Origin of the sequence: Methylocystis bryophila, assembly GCF_027925445.1 — a bacterium.
Lineage (GTDB): Bacteria > Pseudomonadota > Alphaproteobacteria > Rhizobiales > Beijerinckiaceae > Methylocystis > Methylocystis bryophila.
Genome location: NZ_AP027149.1, coordinates 1,899,737 through 1,916,973 on the forward strand (window position 1 = coordinate 1,899,737; position 17,237 = coordinate 1,916,973).

At 63.4% G+C, this 17,237-nt stretch carries 19 protein-coding genes; 9 read left to right on the plus strand and 10 right to left on the minus strand.

Annotated elements, in window-relative coordinates:
- Positions 1–35 precede the first annotated feature (35 nt).
- The gene (locus QMG80_RS08975) at positions 36–905 is read right to left on the minus strand and encodes an HpcH/HpaI aldolase/citrate lyase family protein (RefSeq protein WP_085772506.1); all 870 of its coding nucleotides are present in this window, start codon (positions 903–905) and stop codon (positions 36–38) included.
- Between the two features lie 254 nt (positions 906–1,159).
- On the opposite strand from QMG80_RS08975, the gene QMG80_RS08980 reads away from it, so the two are divergent.
- The 4 genes from QMG80_RS08980 to QMG80_RS08995 all read left to right on the plus strand — a co-directional run bounded on the left by QMG80_RS08980 (position 1,160) and on the right by QMG80_RS08995 (position 4,343).
- The gene (locus QMG80_RS08980) at positions 1,160–1,879 is read left to right on the plus strand and encodes a carbonic anhydrase (RefSeq protein WP_085772507.1); all 720 of its coding nucleotides are present in this window, start codon (positions 1,160–1,162) and stop codon (positions 1,877–1,879) included.
- Positions 1,876–2,751: a TIGR01459 family HAD-type hydrolase gene (locus QMG80_RS08985; RefSeq protein WP_245299954.1), complete on the plus strand. Its 876-nt coding sequence runs from the start codon at positions 1,876–1,878 to the stop codon at positions 2,749–2,751. The genes QMG80_RS08980 and QMG80_RS08985 overlap by 4 nt, the downstream gene beginning before the upstream one ends.
- 161 nt (positions 2,752–2,912) lie before the next feature.
- Positions 2,913–3,371, plus strand: coding sequence for a MaoC family dehydratase (locus tag QMG80_RS08990; protein WP_085772508.1), 459 nt, complete (start codon positions 2,913–2,915; stop codon positions 3,369–3,371).
- Positions 3,372–3,377: 6 nt separating this feature from the next.
- Positions 3,378–4,343, plus strand: coding sequence for a bifunctional riboflavin kinase/FAD synthetase (locus QMG80_RS08995; RefSeq protein WP_085772509.1), 966 nt, complete (start codon positions 3,378–3,380; stop codon positions 4,341–4,343).
- A gap of 48 nt (positions 4,344–4,391) precedes the next feature.
- On the opposite strand, the gene QMG80_RS09000 is transcribed toward QMG80_RS08995, so the two are convergent.
- On the minus strand, positions 4,392–5,006 hold the full coding sequence (locus QMG80_RS09000) for a DUF1236 domain-containing protein (RefSeq protein WP_158658820.1): 615 nt from the start codon (positions 5,004–5,006) through the stop codon (positions 4,392–4,394).
- Between the two features lie 453 nt (positions 5,007–5,459).
- On the minus strand, positions 5,460–6,134 hold the full coding sequence (locus QMG80_RS09005) for an arylesterase (RefSeq protein WP_085773777.1): 675 nt from the start codon (positions 6,132–6,134) through the stop codon (positions 5,460–5,462).
- Positions 6,135–6,312: 178 nt separating this feature from the next.
- Between QMG80_RS09005 and trmB the strand changes: the two genes are divergently transcribed.
- The 5 genes from trmB (at position 6,313) to tesB (ending at position 9,991) form a co-directional block, all read left to right on the plus strand.
- Entirely contained in the window at positions 6,313–6,993 is a 681-nt protein-coding gene (trmB, locus tag QMG80_RS09010; protein WP_085773778.1) for a tRNA (guanosine(46)-N7)-methyltransferase TrmB, read from the plus strand.
- 31 nt (positions 6,994–7,024) lie between these two features.
- Positions 7,025–7,921 carry a tetratricopeptide repeat protein gene (locus QMG80_RS09015; protein WP_085772511.1) on the plus strand — a complete coding sequence of 299 codons (897 nt, stop codon included), beginning with the start codon at positions 7,025–7,027 and terminating at the stop codon, positions 7,919–7,921.
- Between the two features lie 50 nt (positions 7,922–7,971).
- Complete coding sequence (locus tag QMG80_RS09020) at positions 7,972–8,652, plus strand: LON peptidase substrate-binding domain-containing protein (protein WP_085772512.1); 681 nt, start codon at positions 7,972–7,974, stop codon at positions 8,650–8,652.
- Between the two features lie 234 nt (positions 8,653–8,886).
- Positions 8,887–9,102 (plus strand): Trm112 family protein, encoded by a 216-nt coding sequence (locus tag QMG80_RS09025; RefSeq protein ID WP_085772513.1) that lies wholly within the window; start codon positions 8,887–8,889, stop codon positions 9,100–9,102.
- Between the two features lie 7 nt (positions 9,103–9,109).
- Positions 9,110–9,991 carry an acyl-CoA thioesterase II gene (gene tesB / locus QMG80_RS09030; protein WP_085772514.1) on the plus strand — a complete coding sequence of 294 codons (882 nt, stop codon included), beginning with the start codon at positions 9,110–9,112 and terminating at the stop codon, positions 9,989–9,991.
- Between the two features lie 146 nt (positions 9,992–10,137).
- Here the strand turns inward: tesB and QMG80_RS09035 are convergent, their stop codons facing one another.
- The 7 genes from QMG80_RS09035 to maiA all read right to left on the minus strand — a co-directional run bounded on the left by QMG80_RS09035 (position 10,138) and on the right by maiA (position 17,188).
- Entirely contained in the window at positions 10,138–11,730 is a 1,593-nt protein-coding gene (locus QMG80_RS09035; protein WP_085773779.1) for a SulP family inorganic anion transporter, read from the minus strand.
- A 22-nt stretch (positions 11,731–11,752) separates the two neighbouring features.
- The gene (locus QMG80_RS09040) at positions 11,753–12,391 is read right to left on the minus strand and encodes a carbonic anhydrase (RefSeq protein WP_085772515.1); all 639 of its coding nucleotides are present in this window, start codon (positions 12,389–12,391) and stop codon (positions 11,753–11,755) included.
- 399 nt (positions 12,392–12,790) lie between these two features.
- A complete protein-coding gene (locus QMG80_RS09045) occupies positions 12,791–13,642 on the minus strand; it encodes an MOSC domain-containing protein (RefSeq protein ID WP_085772516.1) in 852 nt (283 codons plus the stop codon).
- Positions 13,643–13,828: 186 nt separating this feature from the next.
- Positions 13,829–14,065, minus strand: a complete 237-nt coding sequence (locus tag QMG80_RS09050) for a thioredoxin domain-containing protein (protein WP_085772517.1) — start codon at positions 14,063–14,065, stop codon at positions 13,829–13,831.
- 103 nt (positions 14,066–14,168) lie between these two features.
- Positions 14,169–14,858 carry a MarR family winged helix-turn-helix transcriptional regulator gene (locus QMG80_RS09055; RefSeq protein ID WP_245299955.1) on the minus strand — a complete coding sequence of 230 codons (690 nt, stop codon included), beginning with the start codon at positions 14,856–14,858 and terminating at the stop codon, positions 14,169–14,171.
- 148 nt (positions 14,859–15,006) lie between these two features.
- The gene (locus tag QMG80_RS09060; RefSeq protein ID WP_085772518.1) at positions 15,007–16,503 is read right to left on the minus strand and encodes a CoA-acylating methylmalonate-semialdehyde dehydrogenase; all 1,497 of its coding nucleotides are present in this window, start codon (positions 16,501–16,503) and stop codon (positions 15,007–15,009) included.
- A gap of 49 nt (positions 16,504–16,552) precedes the next feature.
- Positions 16,553–17,188: a maleylacetoacetate isomerase gene (gene maiA / locus QMG80_RS09065; RefSeq protein WP_085772519.1), complete on the minus strand. Its 636-nt coding sequence runs from the start codon at positions 17,186–17,188 to the stop codon at positions 16,553–16,555.
- Between the last annotated feature and the right edge of the window lie 49 nt (positions 17,189–17,237).

Below are 17,237 nucleotides of genomic sequence, written 5' to 3' on the forward strand. Positions count from 1 at the left end.
GCGTGCTTAGACCCCAGGCGCCAGGCGCCAAACCCTTAAGCTTCAGTCTCGCCGACGAGCGCCAGCGTGCGCCGGGCGTCGTCGAGGTGCAGGCGCTCCACCATGCGGCCCTCGATCTGCACGACGCCTCTGTCCTGATTTTCCGGCAAGTCGAAGGCGGCGAGGATTTTTCGTGCAAAATCGACCTCTGCCGGGCTCGGCGCGAAAATCTCGTTTGCCGGTCCGATCTGCGCGGGATGGATCAGCATCTTGCCATCCATGCCAAGATCGCGCCCCTGCTCGGCCTCGTCCCGAAAGCCGGCCTCGTCGTTGAAGTCGTTGTAAATGCCGTCGATGATGTCGAGCCCGTGAACCCTGGCGGCGAGCACGGCGGCGGACAGCCAAGCCAAGAGGCCGGGGCGGCCCTTGATCAAGCGGACGCGGGTCGATTTGGCGATGTCGTTTGGGCCGAGCATGAGCGTCTCGAGGCGAGGCGCCGAGGCGAGCGCGCCGGCGATCTTTTCCACGTCCAGGATCGCCCGTGGCGTCTCGATCATCGCCCAGAGCCGCACGGAGATCGGCATGCCGACCGCCGAGAGATCGCTCGAGACCTGCAAGACGTCCTCGGGCCCGTTGACCTTCGGAATGACGATGGCGTCGGGGGAAGCCGAGGCGAGCGCGACGAGGTCGTCCCTGTACCATTGCGAGGCAGGAACGTTGACCCTGACGACAAGCTGACGCTTGCCGTAGCCGCCGCCTTTCAGAGCCGCGACAACCTGCTCCCGGGCGGTCGCCTTGGCGCTCTCGGCGACGCCGTCCTCGAGCTCGAACATCAGCGCGTCAGCGCCGAGCGCCTTGCCTTTCTCGAGGGCGCGCGCATTGGAGCCCGGCATCGCCAGGACGCTACGTTTCAATCTCGGGATCATTCCCTTCCTCATTTGGCGCTGATCCCGTCTTGCCGCGGGATTCTTCGTTTGATTGAAGGTCTAGAGCCTAGTCCTTTTCTATTGCGCGGAACCGCGTGATAGAAAAGGACTAAGCTCCAAACAGAAACTTACGAGCCTATCCTAACCGGAAAACCCCTTCGCACTTTCCGTGACATGCTCTAGACCCCAGCATAAGGGAGAGCGCGGGGACGCGCCAAGCCCGACGTTGCGATCAGCTCGAACCAGGACGGATCATGAGCGACGACATCAGCCCGACGAAGGGATCCCCTCCGCTGCCCGGCCATCTCGTCCAGGGATATGAGAGCTTCCTGGCCGGGCGCTTCGGTCAGGAGCAGCAACGCTACCGCACGCTTGCCGAGCAAGGTCAGCGGCCGTCGACGATGATTGTCAGCTGCTGCGATTCGCGCGTTTCGCCGGAGGTGATTTTCGACGCCCGGCCCGGCGAGCTCTTCGTGCTGCGCAACGTCGCCAATCTCGTGCCGCCTTACGAGCCCGACAACCACTATCACGGGGCCTCGGCGGCGCTCGAATATGCGGTGATGGCGCTCAAGGTCCGGCACATTCTGGTGCTCGGGCATGCTCAATGCGGCGGCGTGGCGGCCTTCGCCGACGCGCTCGCCAACCCCGATGCGCCGCCTCTCTCGGACGGCGACTTTATCGGGCGCTGGATCAAGCTGCTCGGCCCCGCGGTCGACCATGTGGGCCTGCCGCCGAGCCGCCCGGATCGCGCCTATGTCGAGCGTCTCGAGCTCGAAGCCGTCAAGCAGGGCCTGCGCAATCTGCGAACATTCCCTTGGATTGCGACGCTCGAGAAACGCCATTATCTCCATCTGCACGGCGCCTATTTTGGCGTCATGGACGGACGTCTCCTGGCGCTCGACGAGGCGCGCAATGTTTTTTCCGAGGTTGCGCCGATGTCGCACGCCTTGGCGCTCGAGGCGGCGCGATTTTGAGCTCAATCCCCATCCCGACGATTTCCGGTCTTTCTGCGCTCGCGCCTCGATATGACGCCATATTTTGCGACGTCTGGGGCGTGCTGATCGACGGCTTGCGGTGCTTCCCAAATGCTGCGGCCGCTCTGCGCGCGTTTCGCGGCCAGGGCGGTCGGGTCGCGCTGATCACCAACGCCTCGCGGCCCAGCGCCGAGGTGGCGTTGCAGCTCGACGCCCTGGGCGTGCCCCGAGACTGCTGGGACGCGATCGTCACCGCGGGCGAGCTAACGCTTCGCGAGATCGTGGCGCGGCGCGACCAATCCTGCTTTCATCTTGGACCGCCGCAGGACAAAGGCCTTTTCGAAGCGGCGGCCCGTCTCGGCGCGCCGGCGCGGCTCGTTGGCGTGGAAGCCGCCGACTATGTCGTTTGCACGGGTCTCGTCGACGACGAGCGCGACGAGCCTGAGGATTACGACGATCGTTTACGCGCGTTGTCGAGCCGAGGTTTGACGATGCTCTGCGCCAATCCGGACGTCGTCGTCGAGGTTGGCGGCCGTCGCGTCTACTGCGCCGGCGCGCTGGCGCGACGCTATGACTCGTTCGGAGGGCGCGTGCTGACCTATGGCAAGCCGCAGAGCCTCATCTATGACGCGGCGCGGGCGGCCCTCGACGGCCCTCAGGGCGCTATCCGCGCCCTCGCCATCGGGGACGGAGCCGAGACCGACCTCGCAGGCGCTGGCCGCGCCGGGCTGGATTGCCTCTTCGTGACGGAGGGCGTCCACCGTGAGGAAATCCGGGACGCCGCCGGCGCTCTCGACCCCGAGGCGCTGGAGCGGCTGTTTTTGCGCGCCAGCGCCCGCCCCGTGGCTATGACCAGCGAACTTGTGTGGTAAAGAGGGGCGGCGGGCAGAGGACGAATTCCGCAAGCGTCGGCAGACTTTCGCGGTCGGAATTTGCTCAGCCTTTGAATCTGGCGCGGCTTTCTTGTCGCTCGAGCGATTCCGTTCGAGTGGGAAGCGCGTTAAAGGCCCGCCTGGGCCCATTCGGTGGAGCCATGTCGATCCCGTTCAAAATATACCACTTCGAAGACCTCAGCGTCGGCATGCGCGAAACCTTGATGAAGGCCGTCATGGACGACGACGTGATCGCATTCGCGGATCTCTCCGGCGACCGCAATCCGATTCACCTCTCGGACCATTTTGCGAGCAAGACTCGCTTCGGCGAGCGGATCGTGCACGGCCTCTACACCGCGTCGCTGATCTCGACCGTGATCGGCATGTACCTTCCGGGTCCGGGCGCGGTCTATCTCTCGCAGACCCTTTTCTTTCGTGCGCCGGTCAAGATCGGCGACGTGATCACTGTGGTGGTCGAGGTGGTCGAGCTTGTCGAAAAGGGCCGCCGCGCCAAGCTTAAATGCGAGTGCCTCGTGGACGGCAAGGTGGTGCTCGACGGCGAGGCCACGGTGATGGTGCCGAGCCGCGAGCAGGCAAGTCGCGCCGTTGGGGCCGCCTGAGCCTTCGTGAGCAGCCAAACGCCCTTCGTCGATCGCCTCGATCCGCTCGCGCCCCCGCCGGGCCTTAGGGGCGGCGTGTTTGCGCTCGGCAATTTCGACGGGCTGCATCGCGGCCATGTCGCCGTGATCGAGAGAGCGAAGACGCTCGCGGCCCGGCTCGGCCGCCCTTGCGCGGTGCTGACCTTCGAGCCGCACCCCGCTGATTTCTTCGCTGGCCATTCCGTGATCTTCCGGCTGACGCCGCCGCTCGCCAAGGCCGCCCTTCTGAAGCGGCTCGGGCTTGACGGCCTGGTCACGCTTACGTTCGACGCGGCCTTCGCCTCGCTTCCCGCGGAAAGCTTCACGAGCGACGTCCTCAGTCGACGCGTCGGCGCCTCCGCCGTCGTCGCCGGCTATGATTTTCGCTTTGGCAAGGGCAGGCGCGGCGACGCGCAATTTCTCGAGAGCGAAGGCGCGCGGCTGGGCTTCTTGGTGGAGATCGTCGAGCGCATCGTCAAGGATGAGGCCGGCAGCCTCGACGCCGTCTCCTCGACCGCGACACGCGAGGCGTTGGCGCTCGGCGACGTGCGGCTCGCTCGGAGCCTGCTTGGCCGTCCTTATTTCATCGAGGGCGAGGTCGTCAGGGGCGCGCAACGCGGAAGGAAGCTCGGCTTTCCGACCGCCAATATCGCGCTCGACGTCTCCAATCGCCTGCGGCACGGCGTCTATGCGGTGACGCTCGAGGCGCGCGGCGTCCTTTATGGTGGCGTGGCGAGCTTCGGGAGGCGTCCGACCTTCGACGACGGGCCGCCGCTGCTCGAGGTATTCGTCTTCGATTTCGACGGCGATCTTTACGGCGAGACCGTCGAGGTCGCCTTCTACGAATTTCTGCGCGGCGAGGAAAAATTTGCGTCCGTCGAGGCGCTGATTGCTCAGATGCAGAAGGATGCGCAGGCCGCGCGCGCGGTGCTGAACGACGAGGTTAGACAATAAAGACAACGCGGGGCGCGCCAAGCGACGCGCCCCTCTCGGTTGATCGGCTCAGCCGCAGGGACCGCCGGCGCGGGGCGCCACAATGCCTGGCGCGACGCCAGGTTCCCCTGTTTCGGGGATGACCGCGGCGACGCGATAGGTGCGCGGATCGACGATGACGATGTCGTCCTCGACGATGACGAACTTATAGCCCCTGTATCGCGGGACGATCGCCACCACGTTCGACGGCAAGACAGCCAGACGCTCGCTGCGGGGGACGACCGCCCCGACATTTAGCCCGAAGTCGGCGTGATCGATGCGAGCTGCATGGTCATTCCTGACCGTGTCGCGGATCCTGGCCTGCTGGTCGGGGGATATCGCCGCCCCTTGTGCTCGCGCCTGACCTTGCAATGGCTGTTGTCGTGTCGCCTGCGCGCCGGTTTGCGCAGGCGTTGCCGCACCTTGCCGCGCGCCAGCGCGCCCTTGCGCGCCAAGCTGCTGCGCATTGGGACGCTGCGACGCGCGTTGACCGGGTTGAATCTGCTGCCCAGCGGGCTTGCTTTGCTCTGTGGGTCCGGCCCCGTTTTCACTCTGGCCGATACGCCCCGTCTGCTGGTTCGGCGTTTGGCCCTCGGTTGCGCGCTGCTCGCTCGCATTCCCCGTCTGTCCCGCGCCATCCTTCAAGCCCGATCGAGCGTCTGATTGTTCCGCCCCTCGCTGCGCGGCGGAACCGGCTCCCTGCTCAGCGGCTGCGCCTTGCTGCGGAGGCTGGGTTTCTTTCGTTCGAGCTTGTTCGGGCGCTTGGGAATAGATCGGGCTGCTGTGTCGCCCAGATCTATCTGTTTGCGCTGTTTGCGCGTTGGCGAGCGCGGCCGCAGAGATCAGAGCCGCGAGCGTTACGCCTGTCCTGATTGTGTTTTTCATGGGATTGCCCCGTGGTGCACCGTTTGTGCGGCAATAAACAAGGGCAAATGGACGGAGCGCCAACTGCGGAAAAGTACCGGCGCCGAGATAAGGGGTTCCCCTCCCCGAGGGCGTGCTTGTTTTTCCACCCAAGTCGGTCGAGCTGCGGCTCAGTCTTCAGACGCGAGCAGAAAGCTTGGGCGGCGTCTCGAGCCCAACACTGCTGAGAGGACTCTAATGTGCCCGATGACGGATGAGCGTGGCGGTCCCGTGCGGCGCCATGGAGTTCAAGACGTGCTCGACGAGCGGCGCTATTCCGGCGACGACCCGCGCGACGCCCAAGGCGTTCGGATGCTTGTTATCGCTCAACATCAGCGCAGGATGGCCGTACACGCCCTGCAGGAAAAACGGGTACAAGGGGAGGTGATGCGCCCGCGCAACGTTCGGGAAGATATTGTTGAAGCCGACGACATAATAGGGACCGTTCTTTGGTAACGAAAACATGCCTGCAAGGAGCACGCGCGCGCCTTGCGCCTCGAATTTCGAGATAATGGCGTCAAGGTTTTGATAGGTCACCTTCGGATCGACCTGGTCCAGCATGTCGTTGGCGCCCAACTCCAAAATGACGAGGTCGGGATGACGTTCAAGCGCCATATCGATGCGGGCAAGACCATCGGCAGTCGTGTCGCCGGGGCCGGAGTCATTCCAGACGATAACGTCGTGGCCGTCCGCGAGCAGCTTGTGTTTCAGAACAGTGGCGAAATCCTGCCCCTCCTGCAGTTCGAACCCCGAGCTGAGGCTGTCGCCAAAAACCAGGATTTGCAGCGGGCGGGCAGCCGCCGAAGACGCGAGCATGACGAGCGGCAAGGCGAGGAAGAGGATCACTCGGTAGATCTTCGATGCGAACATGTCTCTCGCCTTTGCGCGCAATAGAAATTTGGGAATCGCCACCCAATGGCTTCCGCGGCAGCGCCATAGTCCTTTAGTTTGAAGTTTCTGACAAGCGCAAGGGCGACACACGCGCTTCACAGCGCAGATGAGCCGGGGAGAGCTTCCCCCGCCTGGGCTTGCCTGCTATTCGCCCGGAATGAACGAAGCCCTCCCGCACCGCCGGCTGCACGGCCGCTCGAAAGGCAAGGCCCTGCGCCGCCACCAGGCCGAGCTTGTCGAAACACTGCTGCCTCGGCTTTCTCTCGATCTCGAAAGCCCCTTCGAGCCCGCCTCGCTCTTCCCGGCGTCGAAAGAGTTGCGGCTCGAGATCGGTTTCGGCGGCGGCGAGCACCTGATCGAGGCGGCGATCCGGGAGCCTGATGTCGGGTTTATCGGCTGCGAGCCCTTCGTCAACGGGGTCGCGAAGCTGCTCGCGGCGATCGAGCCGGCGGGCGTCCGAAATATCAGACTCCATCGAGGGGACGCGGCGCTCGTTCTCGACTGGCTTCCGGAAGCGAGCCTCTCTCGCGTCTACCTCTTTTACCCCGATCCTTGGCCGAAGCGACGCCAGCGCAAGCGTCGCTTCGTCAATCGTGAGACTCTCGATCTCCTCGCGCGCGCGATGCGCCGAGGCAGTGAATTACGATTCGCGACCGATATCGACGATTACGCCGCCTGGACGCTCGCCCGCCTTCGCACACACCCGGCCTTCTCCTGGCGCGCGAGTTGCTCCCTGGATTGGACACAGCCCTGGGAGGGATGGACGTCGACCAAATATGAGCGCAAGGCGATAGCGGAAGGACGGAAACCCGTTTATTTGACCTTTTTGCGCCTTTGACGCCAACCGGCGCGTTGCGGGAGTCCCTTCAATGAATTCTGATAGTTTCACGCCCTCGCCGAGTGGAGCGGCGCCCAAGGAGGCGACGAGCGCGAGCCTGCGCGCGGATGTTTTAGAAGCGTCGCTGCGCCGCCTCGTGGTCGTCGAATTTTACGCGCCGAACGCCGCGCCTTGCGCCGCGTTGGGGCGTAGCCTGGCGCGCCTCGTCGCCGCGACGGAAGGCAAGGTGGCGCATGTGCGGCTGAATGTCGCCACGGAGCCGGCGATCGCCGCTCAGCTTGGCGTGAAGGCCGTGCCGGCGGTGATCGTCTTCGACCGCGGCCGCGCGACGGACGGCTTCGTCGGCGCCATTTCCGAGCGGGAGATCCGGGGCTTTCTGGAGCGGCTTGTGGGTCCGATCGCCGCCGACGTGGACGCTTTCCGCCAGCTTGAGCAATTGCAAGCGGAAGGCGATCTCGCCGGCGCGGAGGCGCTGTTGCGCTCACTTCTTGAGCAGGAGGCGCCGACAGCGCGGGCGGTCGCTGAACTCTGTCGGCTTTTGACTGAATCTGAGCGGCTCGACGAGGCTGAAGCGCTTCTCTCCTCCGCCCCGGAAAGCTTGCGCCGGGACGCAGCGATCGCCGCCGCCGTCGCCGCGCTCGAAAACGCCCGTCAGGCAAGCGCGTTGGGCGAGGTGGAGGAGCTGCGGCGCCGCACGCTCGCCTCTCCCGAGGACGCGCAAGCGCGGTTCGACCTCGCCCTGGCTCTAAATGCGAAAGGGTTGCGCGAGGAAGCCGCAGCCGAGCTTCTTGACATTGTTCGGCGCGACCGTACTTGGAACGACGATGGAGCCCGCAAGCAGCTCGTCCAGTTCTTCGACGCCTGGGGGCCGACCGACAAGGCGACCATTGCGGCGCGCAGAAGGCTGTCGTCGGTCCTGTTTTCGTGACGAGAACGTCGCACGGCGGAGAGGGTCCCGGCGCGGGTGAGGGTGGCGGCATGACGATGAACAGGCCATACCTTTCGACCGACGAGCTGCCTCAGACGCTGCGCCTGATGCCTCTCGCCGGCGCGTTGCTGCTACCGCGCGGCGAGCTGCCGCTCAATATTTTCGAGCCGCGCTATCTTGCGATGGTCGACGCGGCGCTGGCCTCTGATCGTCTCGTCGGCATGGTGCAGCCGGCCATGCGGCCCTGCGCCGATTCGCTGACGCCTCTATGCGAGATCGGTTGCGCTGGCCGACTCACACGTCTCGCTGAAACGGGAGACGGCCGTTATCTCGTCACGCTCTGCGGAGTTGGCCGCTACCGCATCCTCGCCGAGCTCGAGAACGACGAGCCTTACCGCTCGGCCAGGGTGGATTTCACGCCCTTCGCGCGCGATCTCGAAGCTGGCGCAGGCGAAGCGGCGGTCGACCGGCTTCGAATGATCGAAATGTTGCGCAGTTTTGCGAGTTCTTCTCGACTCGAGGTCGATTGGACGAGCATAGACGCCGCTCCGACTGAAACGCTCGTCAATGCGCTCGCGATGATGAGTCCGTTTGGCGCAAGAGAGAAGCAGTCGCTCCTTGAGGCGGAGGATCTCAAGACGCGGGCGGAAATCCTGATCGCGCTGGCGCAATTCGACCTGGCGCAGGCGCAGAGCGCAATGCCGCCGGACGTCAAGGCGAGGCCGCACTGAGCTAGAGCATGTCCCGGAAAAGTGCGAAGCGGTTTTCCGGTCAGGACATGCTCTAAGTTTTTGACTTGGCGCGATTCCTAATCGCTCGAACGATACCGTTCGAGCGGGAAACGCGCTAAAGCGAATTCTCGCAAGAGTTGATAGGCTTTTGCAAATTGGATTCGCTCCTCTCGATCTGGCGCCATTTCATGTCGCTCGAACAGGGGCAGCCATCTCTCGCAGGGGAGCAAACTAATGAACGATTCCAAAGAGACCACGCCTCCTGAAACAGCCGAACCGAGGCGCGTGGATCCGCGACTTCTCGAAATCCTGGTCTGCCCGCTGACCAAGACGACGCTCGAATATGACGTGGAGCGTCAGGAGCTGATTTCCCGTCAGGCGCATCTCGCCTATCCGATTCGCGACGGCATCCCCATCATGCTCAGCGATGAGGCGCGCCCGCTCGAGTAATCGCTCCATGGCGATCAACGCTTCGCTCGACGAGCTCTTGAGGCTGCTCGATCTCGAAACTCTTGGCGAGGACCGGTTCCGCGGCTTCAGTCCTGCGAACGCGCCGAGGGCGGTCTACGGCGGTCAGGCGATCGCGCAGGCGCTCGTCGCGGCGCAACGCACCGTGCCCGCCGACCGGCCGGTTCACTCCCTGCATGGCTATTTCATCCTCGCCGGCGATCCAAAGACGCCCATCGATTACAGCGTCGAGCGCGTGCGCGACGGCAGGAGCTTCACGACGCGCCGCTGCGCCGCGCGGCAGAACGGCCAGACGATTTTCTCGCTCGAGGCTTCGTTCCAGATCGTCGAGGAGGGCTTCGATCACGCGATCGAAATGCCGGAGGTTCCTTCACCCGAAAGCCTGCCGACTTCGAGCGCTCTCGCAGATCGGCTGCAATCGTTTTTGCCGCAGGGCGTGCTTGCGCGCTTGCAGGCGCCGTCAGCGCTCGACATGCGGGTCGTCGATCCCGCGGCGGCCTTCGGCATGACGAAGCCCGGCTCGGTACGGCAATATTTCTGGTTCCGCATCGGGGGCCCTTTGTCCGATGACGACGCGCTTCATCGCGCGCTGCTCGCTTATCTCTCGGATATGACGCTGCTCAACACGGCGCTCGCGATCCATGGCCGCACCATCTTCGAGCGCTCCTTGCAGGTGGCGAGCCTTGACCATGCGCTCTGGTTTCACCGGCCGTTCCGCGCGGATGAATGGCTGCTTTATGCGCAGGAGAGTCCGAGCGCATCGGGCGCACGCGCGCTGACCCGAGGGGCTTTGTTCACAAGGGAAGGCCGGCTCGTCGCTTCCGTCGCGCAGGAGGGGCTGATCCGGCAGCGCGACCAGGAACGGCGCTGAATGATACAAGCCGGCGCATTGCCGATAAGAGCTGCGGCCCGGTCGTGATCGCAGCCTGCCAGCCTCTTGGCGTCAATGATACATCGATCGCCTGAGGCATCACTCAAGCCAGCTCCTGCGCGGCCAGCGCACAGTGGGAGTCTTCCTCAAGGACAGGACACGACACTCTCGATGCCTTCACGTCTCACCGATCCGTTCTGCCCCGAGAGGCCGCGCACATTCTTCAGTTCGACGCTGATATTGTCGTCGCCCGCGGCGAGGATGAAATCCTGAAGCGCTTCGAGAATGTCGTGATCGATGAAGCTCGCGCGCGCGCCGTCGATCACGACATAGCTGCCTTCGTCGATGCTTTCGAGCGTTGCCCGCAGCGGCGCTTTGTGTAGGAAGGACAAGTCCTTTTGTAGCCGCAGCAGATAATTCCTGCCGTCCTTCGTCAGCGTGAAAGCTGAAAAGTAATTGGCGCGCAGCACGAAGAAGAGACCGACAGCCATACCGATCGCTATGCCTTTCAGCAGATCGGTGAGAAGGATCGCGGCTATGGTGATGGCGAAAGGCGCAAACTGATTGAAGCCTTTCGCATATTGCTCCATCAGCAGTTGCGGTTTTGCGAGCTTGTAACCGGTCAGAAGGAGCACGGCGGCGAGGCAGGCGAGCGGGATCATATTGAGAAAATGCGCCAGGAACATCACGCTCAGCAGCAAAAGAGCGCCATGCACAATGCTCGCGATTTTGGTGTGCGCGCCGGCGTTGATATTGGCGGAGCTGCGGACGATCACCGCGGTGATCGGCAGGCCGCCGAGCATGCCGCTGACGAAATTGCCCACGCCCTGCGCCGTCAATTCCTGATTGGTCGGCGCTGTGCGCTTTAAGGGATCGAGCTTGTCGGCGGCTTCCAGACTGAGCAGCGTTTCAAGACTTCCAACAAGCGCGAGCGTGGCCGCCGTCACGAAAATTTCCGGGTCCTTGAGGCGGGAAAAATCCGGCAATTGCAGATGGCCAATAAAGTCGGCCGGCCCGCTGATTGGCGGCAGCGCGACGAGATGCTGCGCCTGAATCGCAAAAGCCGGAAAGGCGGAAGTCGTCAGGAGATTATAGGCGACGCCGAACAGCACCGCGATCAACGGCGCCGGCGCCAGCGAGAGAAATCGATTCTTCTTGATAAGCGGCGTTTCCCACAAAAGCAGAATAGCGAGCGAGACGACGCTGACGACGATGGCGCCGAGCGAGAGCGACCCCAGCGCCTCCCACACGAAAGAGAAGGTCGCGTTGCTGTCATCCTCGACGAAAGAAAGATCGCTCTCGGCATCGGCGTCATAACCTAAGGCGTGGGGCAATTGCTTCATAATTAGGATGACGCCGATAGCGGCGAGCATCCCCTTGATGACGGCGGAGGGGAAATAGGCGCCGATCACGCCGGCGCGCAGAACGGCCATGGCGAGTTGCATTAGCCCGGCCAGCATTGTCGCCGCCAGCATGCCGCGAAAGCCATATTTCTCGGCTGCTAGCGCGACGATTACCGTGAGGCCGGCGGCGGGGCCAGACACGCTGAGTTGCGAGCCGCTGAACACCGAAACAATGAGGCCGCCGACAATGCCCGCGACGACGCCGGAGAAAGGCGGCGCGCCTGAAGCGACCGCGATGCCTAGGCACAGTGGCAATGCGACGAGAAAGACGACGACGCCCGCCGGAACGTCGTGGTTGAGATAACGGAAATAGTAATTGAGATGTTTGTGCAGCATGCGCGCCTCCGCCTTTTGACGTCTATGCATCGACCTGTTGATAGAGGATGTCGATGTCGCCGCCGGGCGGCAGCGTAATGAGCTGTTTCAGCACGCCGTCATCGAATCCGTAGACCCAGCCGTGCAAAGTGGGACGCCCGTTGTCGCGCCAAGCGGTCTGCACGATGGAGTTGTGCGACAGATGGCGCACCTGTTCGATCACATTGAGCTCGACGAGACGATCCGCTTTCGCCTCGATCGAGGCGAGCGCATCGATCTCATGACGATGCAGGCGGTAGATATCCTTGACGTGAGTAAGCCATTTGTTGAGCATCGACAGATCCGCACGGGGGCGGTCCAGCGCGGCGCGCACGCCGCCGCAGTTGTAATGGCCGCAAACGATGATATGCCGCACCTTGAGCACCTGCACGGCGTATTGAATTACGCTCAAACTGTTGAAATCGGTGGCGATCACCTGATTGGCGATATTGCGATGCGCGAAGATCAGTCCGGGCTCGGCGTTGACAATGATGTCCGCCGGGACGCGGCTGTCGGAGCAGCCGATCCAAAGAAATTCGGGCTTCTGCTCCGCCGAGAGACGGACGAAAAATTCGGGTTCGCGCTCTTTTTTCTCTGCCGCCCAGGCTTTGTTTTCGAGCAGAAGCTTTTCATAGGACTGCATGCGTCAACCGATCTCGTGGAATGATAAATCCACGCCATGAGCTCAGCTAAGAGGTCCGCTCAACGGACATGGGTCGGATGGCCTCATGTTCGACGTAGGTCTGCGTCGACGGGGATTCTCCAAACCCAGTTCTGCTGGGACACGGAATCGCTCGGTCCATCCGAACTGATTTGTGAAGGCGTTCTCCCGACCACGACTCCACGCGAGGCGATCCATCGATCCTGCAAAACTAGACTAACCGACCTTACAATAGGCTGACACAGATGTGGCGGAGCGCGATGCGGGAGCGCGCTCCCGCGATCCTCACGGCGTCTTGCGATACGACCGGCCGGGTCGTCTGTCGATCTGGAGCGTGGGCTCTTCGAATAAGGCGGCTTATCGCCTCGCCAGTCTGGTCGCTCAAGACTCCACCTCCAACAAATCGCCACGGCGGATCACGCCTGGCGAGAGCACTCTGGCGTAGACGCCGATGGAGGGGAGCGCCTTGCCGGCGAACGGCACGTGCACCTTGTTGTGAATGATCCCCTTATGAAGAATGCCGAGGTCTTTCGGAAGATCGCCCTGTGCAAGCGTGGGCATAACGCAGCGAGGGCAAGGATCGGTGATTTGCAGGCGAACAGTCGCTCCGATTCGAACGGTTTTTCCAACCCATTCGTTTTCGACGAAGCCTTCCTCGCCGTTGGTGTCGATCACGATATTTGGGCGAAAGCGCCTGACCTCGAAGCGGCCCTGCGGATAGAGCGCTCGCAATTGATCGATCGTGCCGGTCGTCAGGAGATGCAGCGCGGCGTAGTCGAAAAAGCTTCCCGTCGGCGCATCTCCCGCGACGCCCTCCTGGCTGACCTCGTTTTCTTGTCCCTCATGTTCGGGCCAATATTGTTCGAGGCTCGGTGACTGAGGGGCGGTTCCCCGCATTCGGACGGCGCGCGACAGAGCCGCCGACAGTCTCGTATTAACATCCGCGTCGTCGCTGCGCAGCATAGATCCCGAGGGCAATGTTATCCAGATCGGCGGCAGATCGCTGGCGTCGGGGGGCGACGCGTAGGCGGCCCGATAGGAGAAGAAGTCTGGCCATTTCTTAGGGTTTTTCGCGCTCACGACCTTGCCCGTTTCCTCGTCGATGAGGGCGAACGCCCTGTCACCGAGCACGCCTGAAGCGGTGATCGCGGCGGCGTTGAGCTCCTCGCCCATCATGGACTTGATCGGATATCTCCAGACGGTTGAGATGCTGACGGGGCTTGCGTGAGACATGTCTCGACTCCTTCTTGATCTTGTCGTTCGTCGCGCGTGATGAAGGGTGGGCCGCCGGCGTTGTTTCGCTCGGCGAAGACGGTGAGCGCCTTTCGCTCATTTTGGCGTGACGCCAGCGGTTGAGCGGACCGGGGCGGGCCCGGGGAAAGGCCCGCCCGTCCCGCGCGAAGGCTTCCGGTTCGCGCGTTACTTCAGGGCGTCGAGAGCGGCCCCGAAATTGATGTGATAGGCGTGGCCGTCGATGACGAAGGCCGGAACGGATTTGACCCCGGCGGCTTCAGCTTCCGAGATTCGATTCTTCGCTTGGCCAAGATGGACGATTTCCACTTGGTATTGTCTTGGATCGAGCTTTTCTGCGAACTGGCGCTCGGCGTCGACGCAGATTGGGCAGCCGGCATGATAGAAAACAGCTTTGCTCGTCATGACGTTGCGCTCCTCTTGGTTTCGTGGCTCCCTGACGAAGGTTCGTCAGTTGACCGTTCCGTCATCGACGCTTCTCCAAGCGCGTCGATCTCCGCGGCGACGCTCATGGCGTCGCGCTTCCTGTTTCGCCGGATTTTGCTCCGTCCGCCGCCGCAAAGCTTCGCCACGCAGCGTCCTGATGCGTCGCGGGCGCCGCTTCGTGTTCCGCGCAATCAAGTCGCAGCGCCTCGACGCCAAAGGCCGCATCGACGTAATCGCAATGATGCGGGCTGCGGTGATCTTCGTGCGCATGCGGGCGAAAATATTTGCAGGTCACGCACAGGCGTTGCGGCGCGATCGCTCCGGCGACTTGCAAGGCCCGAATGGTCTTGATGATCAAGAGCAGCAGCTCGTTTTGCTCTGCAGGGGAGAGCATTTCGAGGGCGCGTTCGGTCGCCGTGATGGCGAGACCAATTCCCCGCACGACGTCGCGCCCGCCTTGCGTGATCCGGATGCTGACGGCGCGCGGATCGTCAGGATCGGCTTCTTTTGTAGTCAGACCTTTTCGCACCAAGGCTGCGATGGAATCCGTCGCCGTGGGCTGCGTCACGCCAAGCTGGGCGGCGATAGCGCCGACGCGCACGCCCTTCTCTGCCCGGCCGGCAATGAAAGTGAGCGCGTGGACCTGAGTGGGATTGAGCCCGGCCGCTCCCGCGATCGTCCATTGATCGGCGCGCATGACAGCGCAAATCCGATCGAGGCCGTCGCGCAGGCGGCGCGTGAGCTGTTGAGCGGGCGGGGGAGGCGCGGTCATGGCAACAATGTAGGACTCCTATATATATGCGTCAAGCAAAAACCGTCGTCAGCGCCGTCGAATTTCCTGGCACGCCGACCAGCTGCCGGTCGGGATGCTGAGTGCTTGTCCTGATCGGTAATCCAATTCGCACTTTTCGAAGACAGCTCTAATGCGTGGTCGGAATGACGAAGCTCGCGCCCTCCGTGCCGCCTGTGGGCCAGCGAGACGTGACAGTCTTCGTCTTGGTGTAGAAGCGCATCGAATCGGGCCCGTGCTGGCCGAGATCGCCGAAGAAGGATCGCTTCCAGCCGCCGAAGCTGTAGTGGGCGAGCGGCACGGGGATCGGGACGTTGACGCCGACCATTCCCACCCGAGCTCTCGAAACGAAATCCCGGGCGACGCCTCCGTCGCGCGTGAAGATCGCGACGCCGTTACCGTATTCGTGGTCGTTGACGAGCGCCAAAGCTTCGGCATAGTCGGCGGCGCGCAGGACCACGAGGACGGGGCCGAAAATCTCCTCTTGATAGACGCGCATTCCGCGCGTGACTCGATCGAGGAGACAGCCGCCCAAATAGAATCCCTGCTCATATCCCTGCAGACCGAAGTTGCGTCCGTCGACGAGCAGGCTGGCGCCTTCCCGCTCGCCGAGCCCGATGTAAGAGCAGACGCGCTCGAGGTGCGCCTGCGTCACCAACGGACCGAAATCTGCCTCTGCATCCGTGGACGGACCGATCTTGAGCGTTTTCACGCGTGGGACGAGGCGCTCGATCAGCGCTTCCGCTGCGGCGTTTCCAACCGGGACTGCGACGGAAATCGCCATGCAGCGCTCACCCGCCGCGCCATAGGCCGAGCCGACGAGCGCCTCGACCGCCTGGTCGAGATCGGCGTCCGGCATGACGATCATGTGATTTTTGGCGCCGCCGAAACACTGCATGCGCTTTCCGCTCGCCGCGCCGCGGGCGTAAACATATTGGGCGACCGCGGTCGAGCCGACGAAGCTGAACGCCCTGACCCCCGCGTGATCCAGCAGGGCGTCGACGGCTTCCTTGTCGCCATTCACGACATTGAGGACGCCGGCGGGGAGGCCGGCTTCCATCATCAGCTCGGCGAGCCGCAACGGCACGCTGGCGTCGCGCTCGGACGGCTTCAGCACGAAAGCATTGCCGCAGGCGATCGCCGGAGCGAACATCCACATTGGCAGCATCGCGGGGAAATTGAACGGGGTGGCGCCGGCCGCGACGCCGAGCGGCTGGCGCATGGAGTAGAGGTCGATTCCTCGGTCGCCGCCGTCGCTGTACTCGCCCTTGAGAAAATGCGGGACGCCGATCGCGAATTCGACAACTTCGAGACCGCGCTGAATGTCGCCTCGGGCGTCGCCGATCGTCTTGCCGTGCTCCCGCGAAAGCAAGCTCGCGAGCGAGTCAGCCTCTTGAGTCACCCGCTCGACGAATTTCGTCAGCACGCGCGCGCGACGCTGCGGGCTGAACGCGGCCCATGCCGGCTGCGCCGCCTCGGCGCTTGCGATCGCCGCCGCAACCTCCGCCCGCGAGGCGAGCGGCGTGCGGGAGATCGTCGCGCCGCTCATCGGCTCGTAACCGTCGCAGAAGCGTTCTGACGTTCCGGCGACCCGCTGACCCCCAATGAAATGGAAAAGGTCCTGCATGAAGATTCTCGCTTCCTTCGGGTTAGGCGGCACGGCCGCCGCCGCCGGCCTATTCGGCGTCGGCTTGTCGGGCCGGGTGTGCGCGCTTGAACGCCTCGAGCTCGAGACTGGCGGCTTCGACGGAGAGAAGGCGCGGCAGCTCGTCTAGCGGAACCGCGAAGCGGCGCGCGGCGAAAAGTTGCGGGATGAGGCACACGTCCGCGAGCGTGGGCTCGGCCGAGAAGCAAAACGGCTTTGGCGCGATCAGCTTCTCCACCGCTTGCAGACCCTCGAGAATCCAAAACCGTCGCCACGCTTCGATGGATTCCGGCGAGGCATTTAAGGAGGCGGCGAGATAGCCGCCGACCCTGAGATTGGTGAGCGGATGGATGTCGCAGGCGATCGCCAAGGCGACCGCCCGGGTCTTCGCCGCGAGCTCCGGATCTTGCGGGATCAACCGCGGCGTCGGGCGAAGGCTTTCCAAATATTCGATGATGGCGAGCGATTGGGTCAGCACGATCCCGTCGTCGAGCTCCAGCGCAGGCACGAGCGCTTGCGGATTCTTGGCCAGATAGTCAGGCTCGAGCTGTTCGCCGCCGGCGCGAAGAAGATGCACGGGCCGATGCTCGACTTCGAGTCCCTTGAGCTCGAGCGCGATCCGCACGCGATAGGCTGCCGAAGAGCGAAAATAATCGTAGAGGATCATGGCTCCTTCCGCGTTGCGATCCCGGCGGCCTTCGCGCCTGTCGGACTCG

Coding starts and splice junctions, on each gene's coding strand:
- QMG80_RS08975 (WP_085772506.1), bottom strand. CDS start 905: ATGATCCCGAGATTGAAACGTAGCGTCCTGGCGATGCCGGGCTCCAAT.
- QMG80_RS08980 (WP_085772507.1), top strand. CDS start 1,160: ATGAGCGACGACATCAGCCCGACGAAGGGATCCCCTCCGCTGCCCGGC.
- QMG80_RS08990 (WP_085772508.1), top strand. CDS start 2,913: ATGTCGATCCCGTTCAAAATATACCACTTCGAAGACCTCAGCGTCGGC.
- QMG80_RS09005 (WP_085773777.1), bottom strand. CDS start 6,134: ATGTTCGCATCGAAGATCTACCGAGTGATCCTCTTCCTCGCCTTGCCG.
- trmB (WP_085773778.1), top strand. CDS start 6,313: ATGAACGAAGCCCTCCCGCACCGCCGGCTGCACGGCCGCTCGAAAGGC.
- QMG80_RS09015 (WP_085772511.1), top strand. CDS start 7,025: ATGAATTCTGATAGTTTCACGCCCTCGCCGAGTGGAGCGGCGCCCAAG.
- QMG80_RS09020 (WP_085772512.1), top strand. CDS start 7,972: ATGACGATGAACAGGCCATACCTTTCGACCGACGAGCTGCCTCAGACG.
- QMG80_RS09025 (WP_085772513.1), top strand. CDS start 8,887: ATGAACGATTCCAAAGAGACCACGCCTCCTGAAACAGCCGAACCGAGG.
- tesB (WP_085772514.1), top strand. CDS start 9,110: ATGGCGATCAACGCTTCGCTCGACGAGCTCTTGAGGCTGCTCGATCTC.
- QMG80_RS09035 (WP_085773779.1), bottom strand. CDS start 11,730: ATGCTGCACAAACATCTCAATTACTATTTCCGTTATCTCAACCACGAC.
- QMG80_RS09040 (WP_085772515.1), bottom strand. CDS start 12,391: ATGCAGTCCTATGAAAAGCTTCTGCTCGAAAACAAAGCCTGGGCGGCA.
- QMG80_RS09045 (WP_085772516.1), bottom strand. CDS start 13,642: ATGTCTCACGCAAGCCCCGTCAGCATCTCAACCGTCTGGAGATATCCG.
- QMG80_RS09050 (WP_085772517.1), bottom strand. CDS start 14,065: ATGACGAGCAAAGCTGTTTTCTATCATGCCGGCTGCCCAATCTGCGTC.
- QMG80_RS09055 (WP_245299955.1), bottom strand. CDS start 14,858: ATGACCGCGCCTCCCCCGCCCGCTCAACAGCTCACGCGCCGCCTGCGC.
- QMG80_RS09060 (WP_085772518.1), bottom strand. CDS start 16,503: ATGCAGGACCTTTTCCATTTCATTGGGGGTCAGCGGGTCGCCGGAACG.
- maiA (WP_085772519.1), bottom strand. CDS start 17,188: ATGATCCTCTACGATTATTTTCGCTCTTCGGCAGCCTATCGCGTGCGG.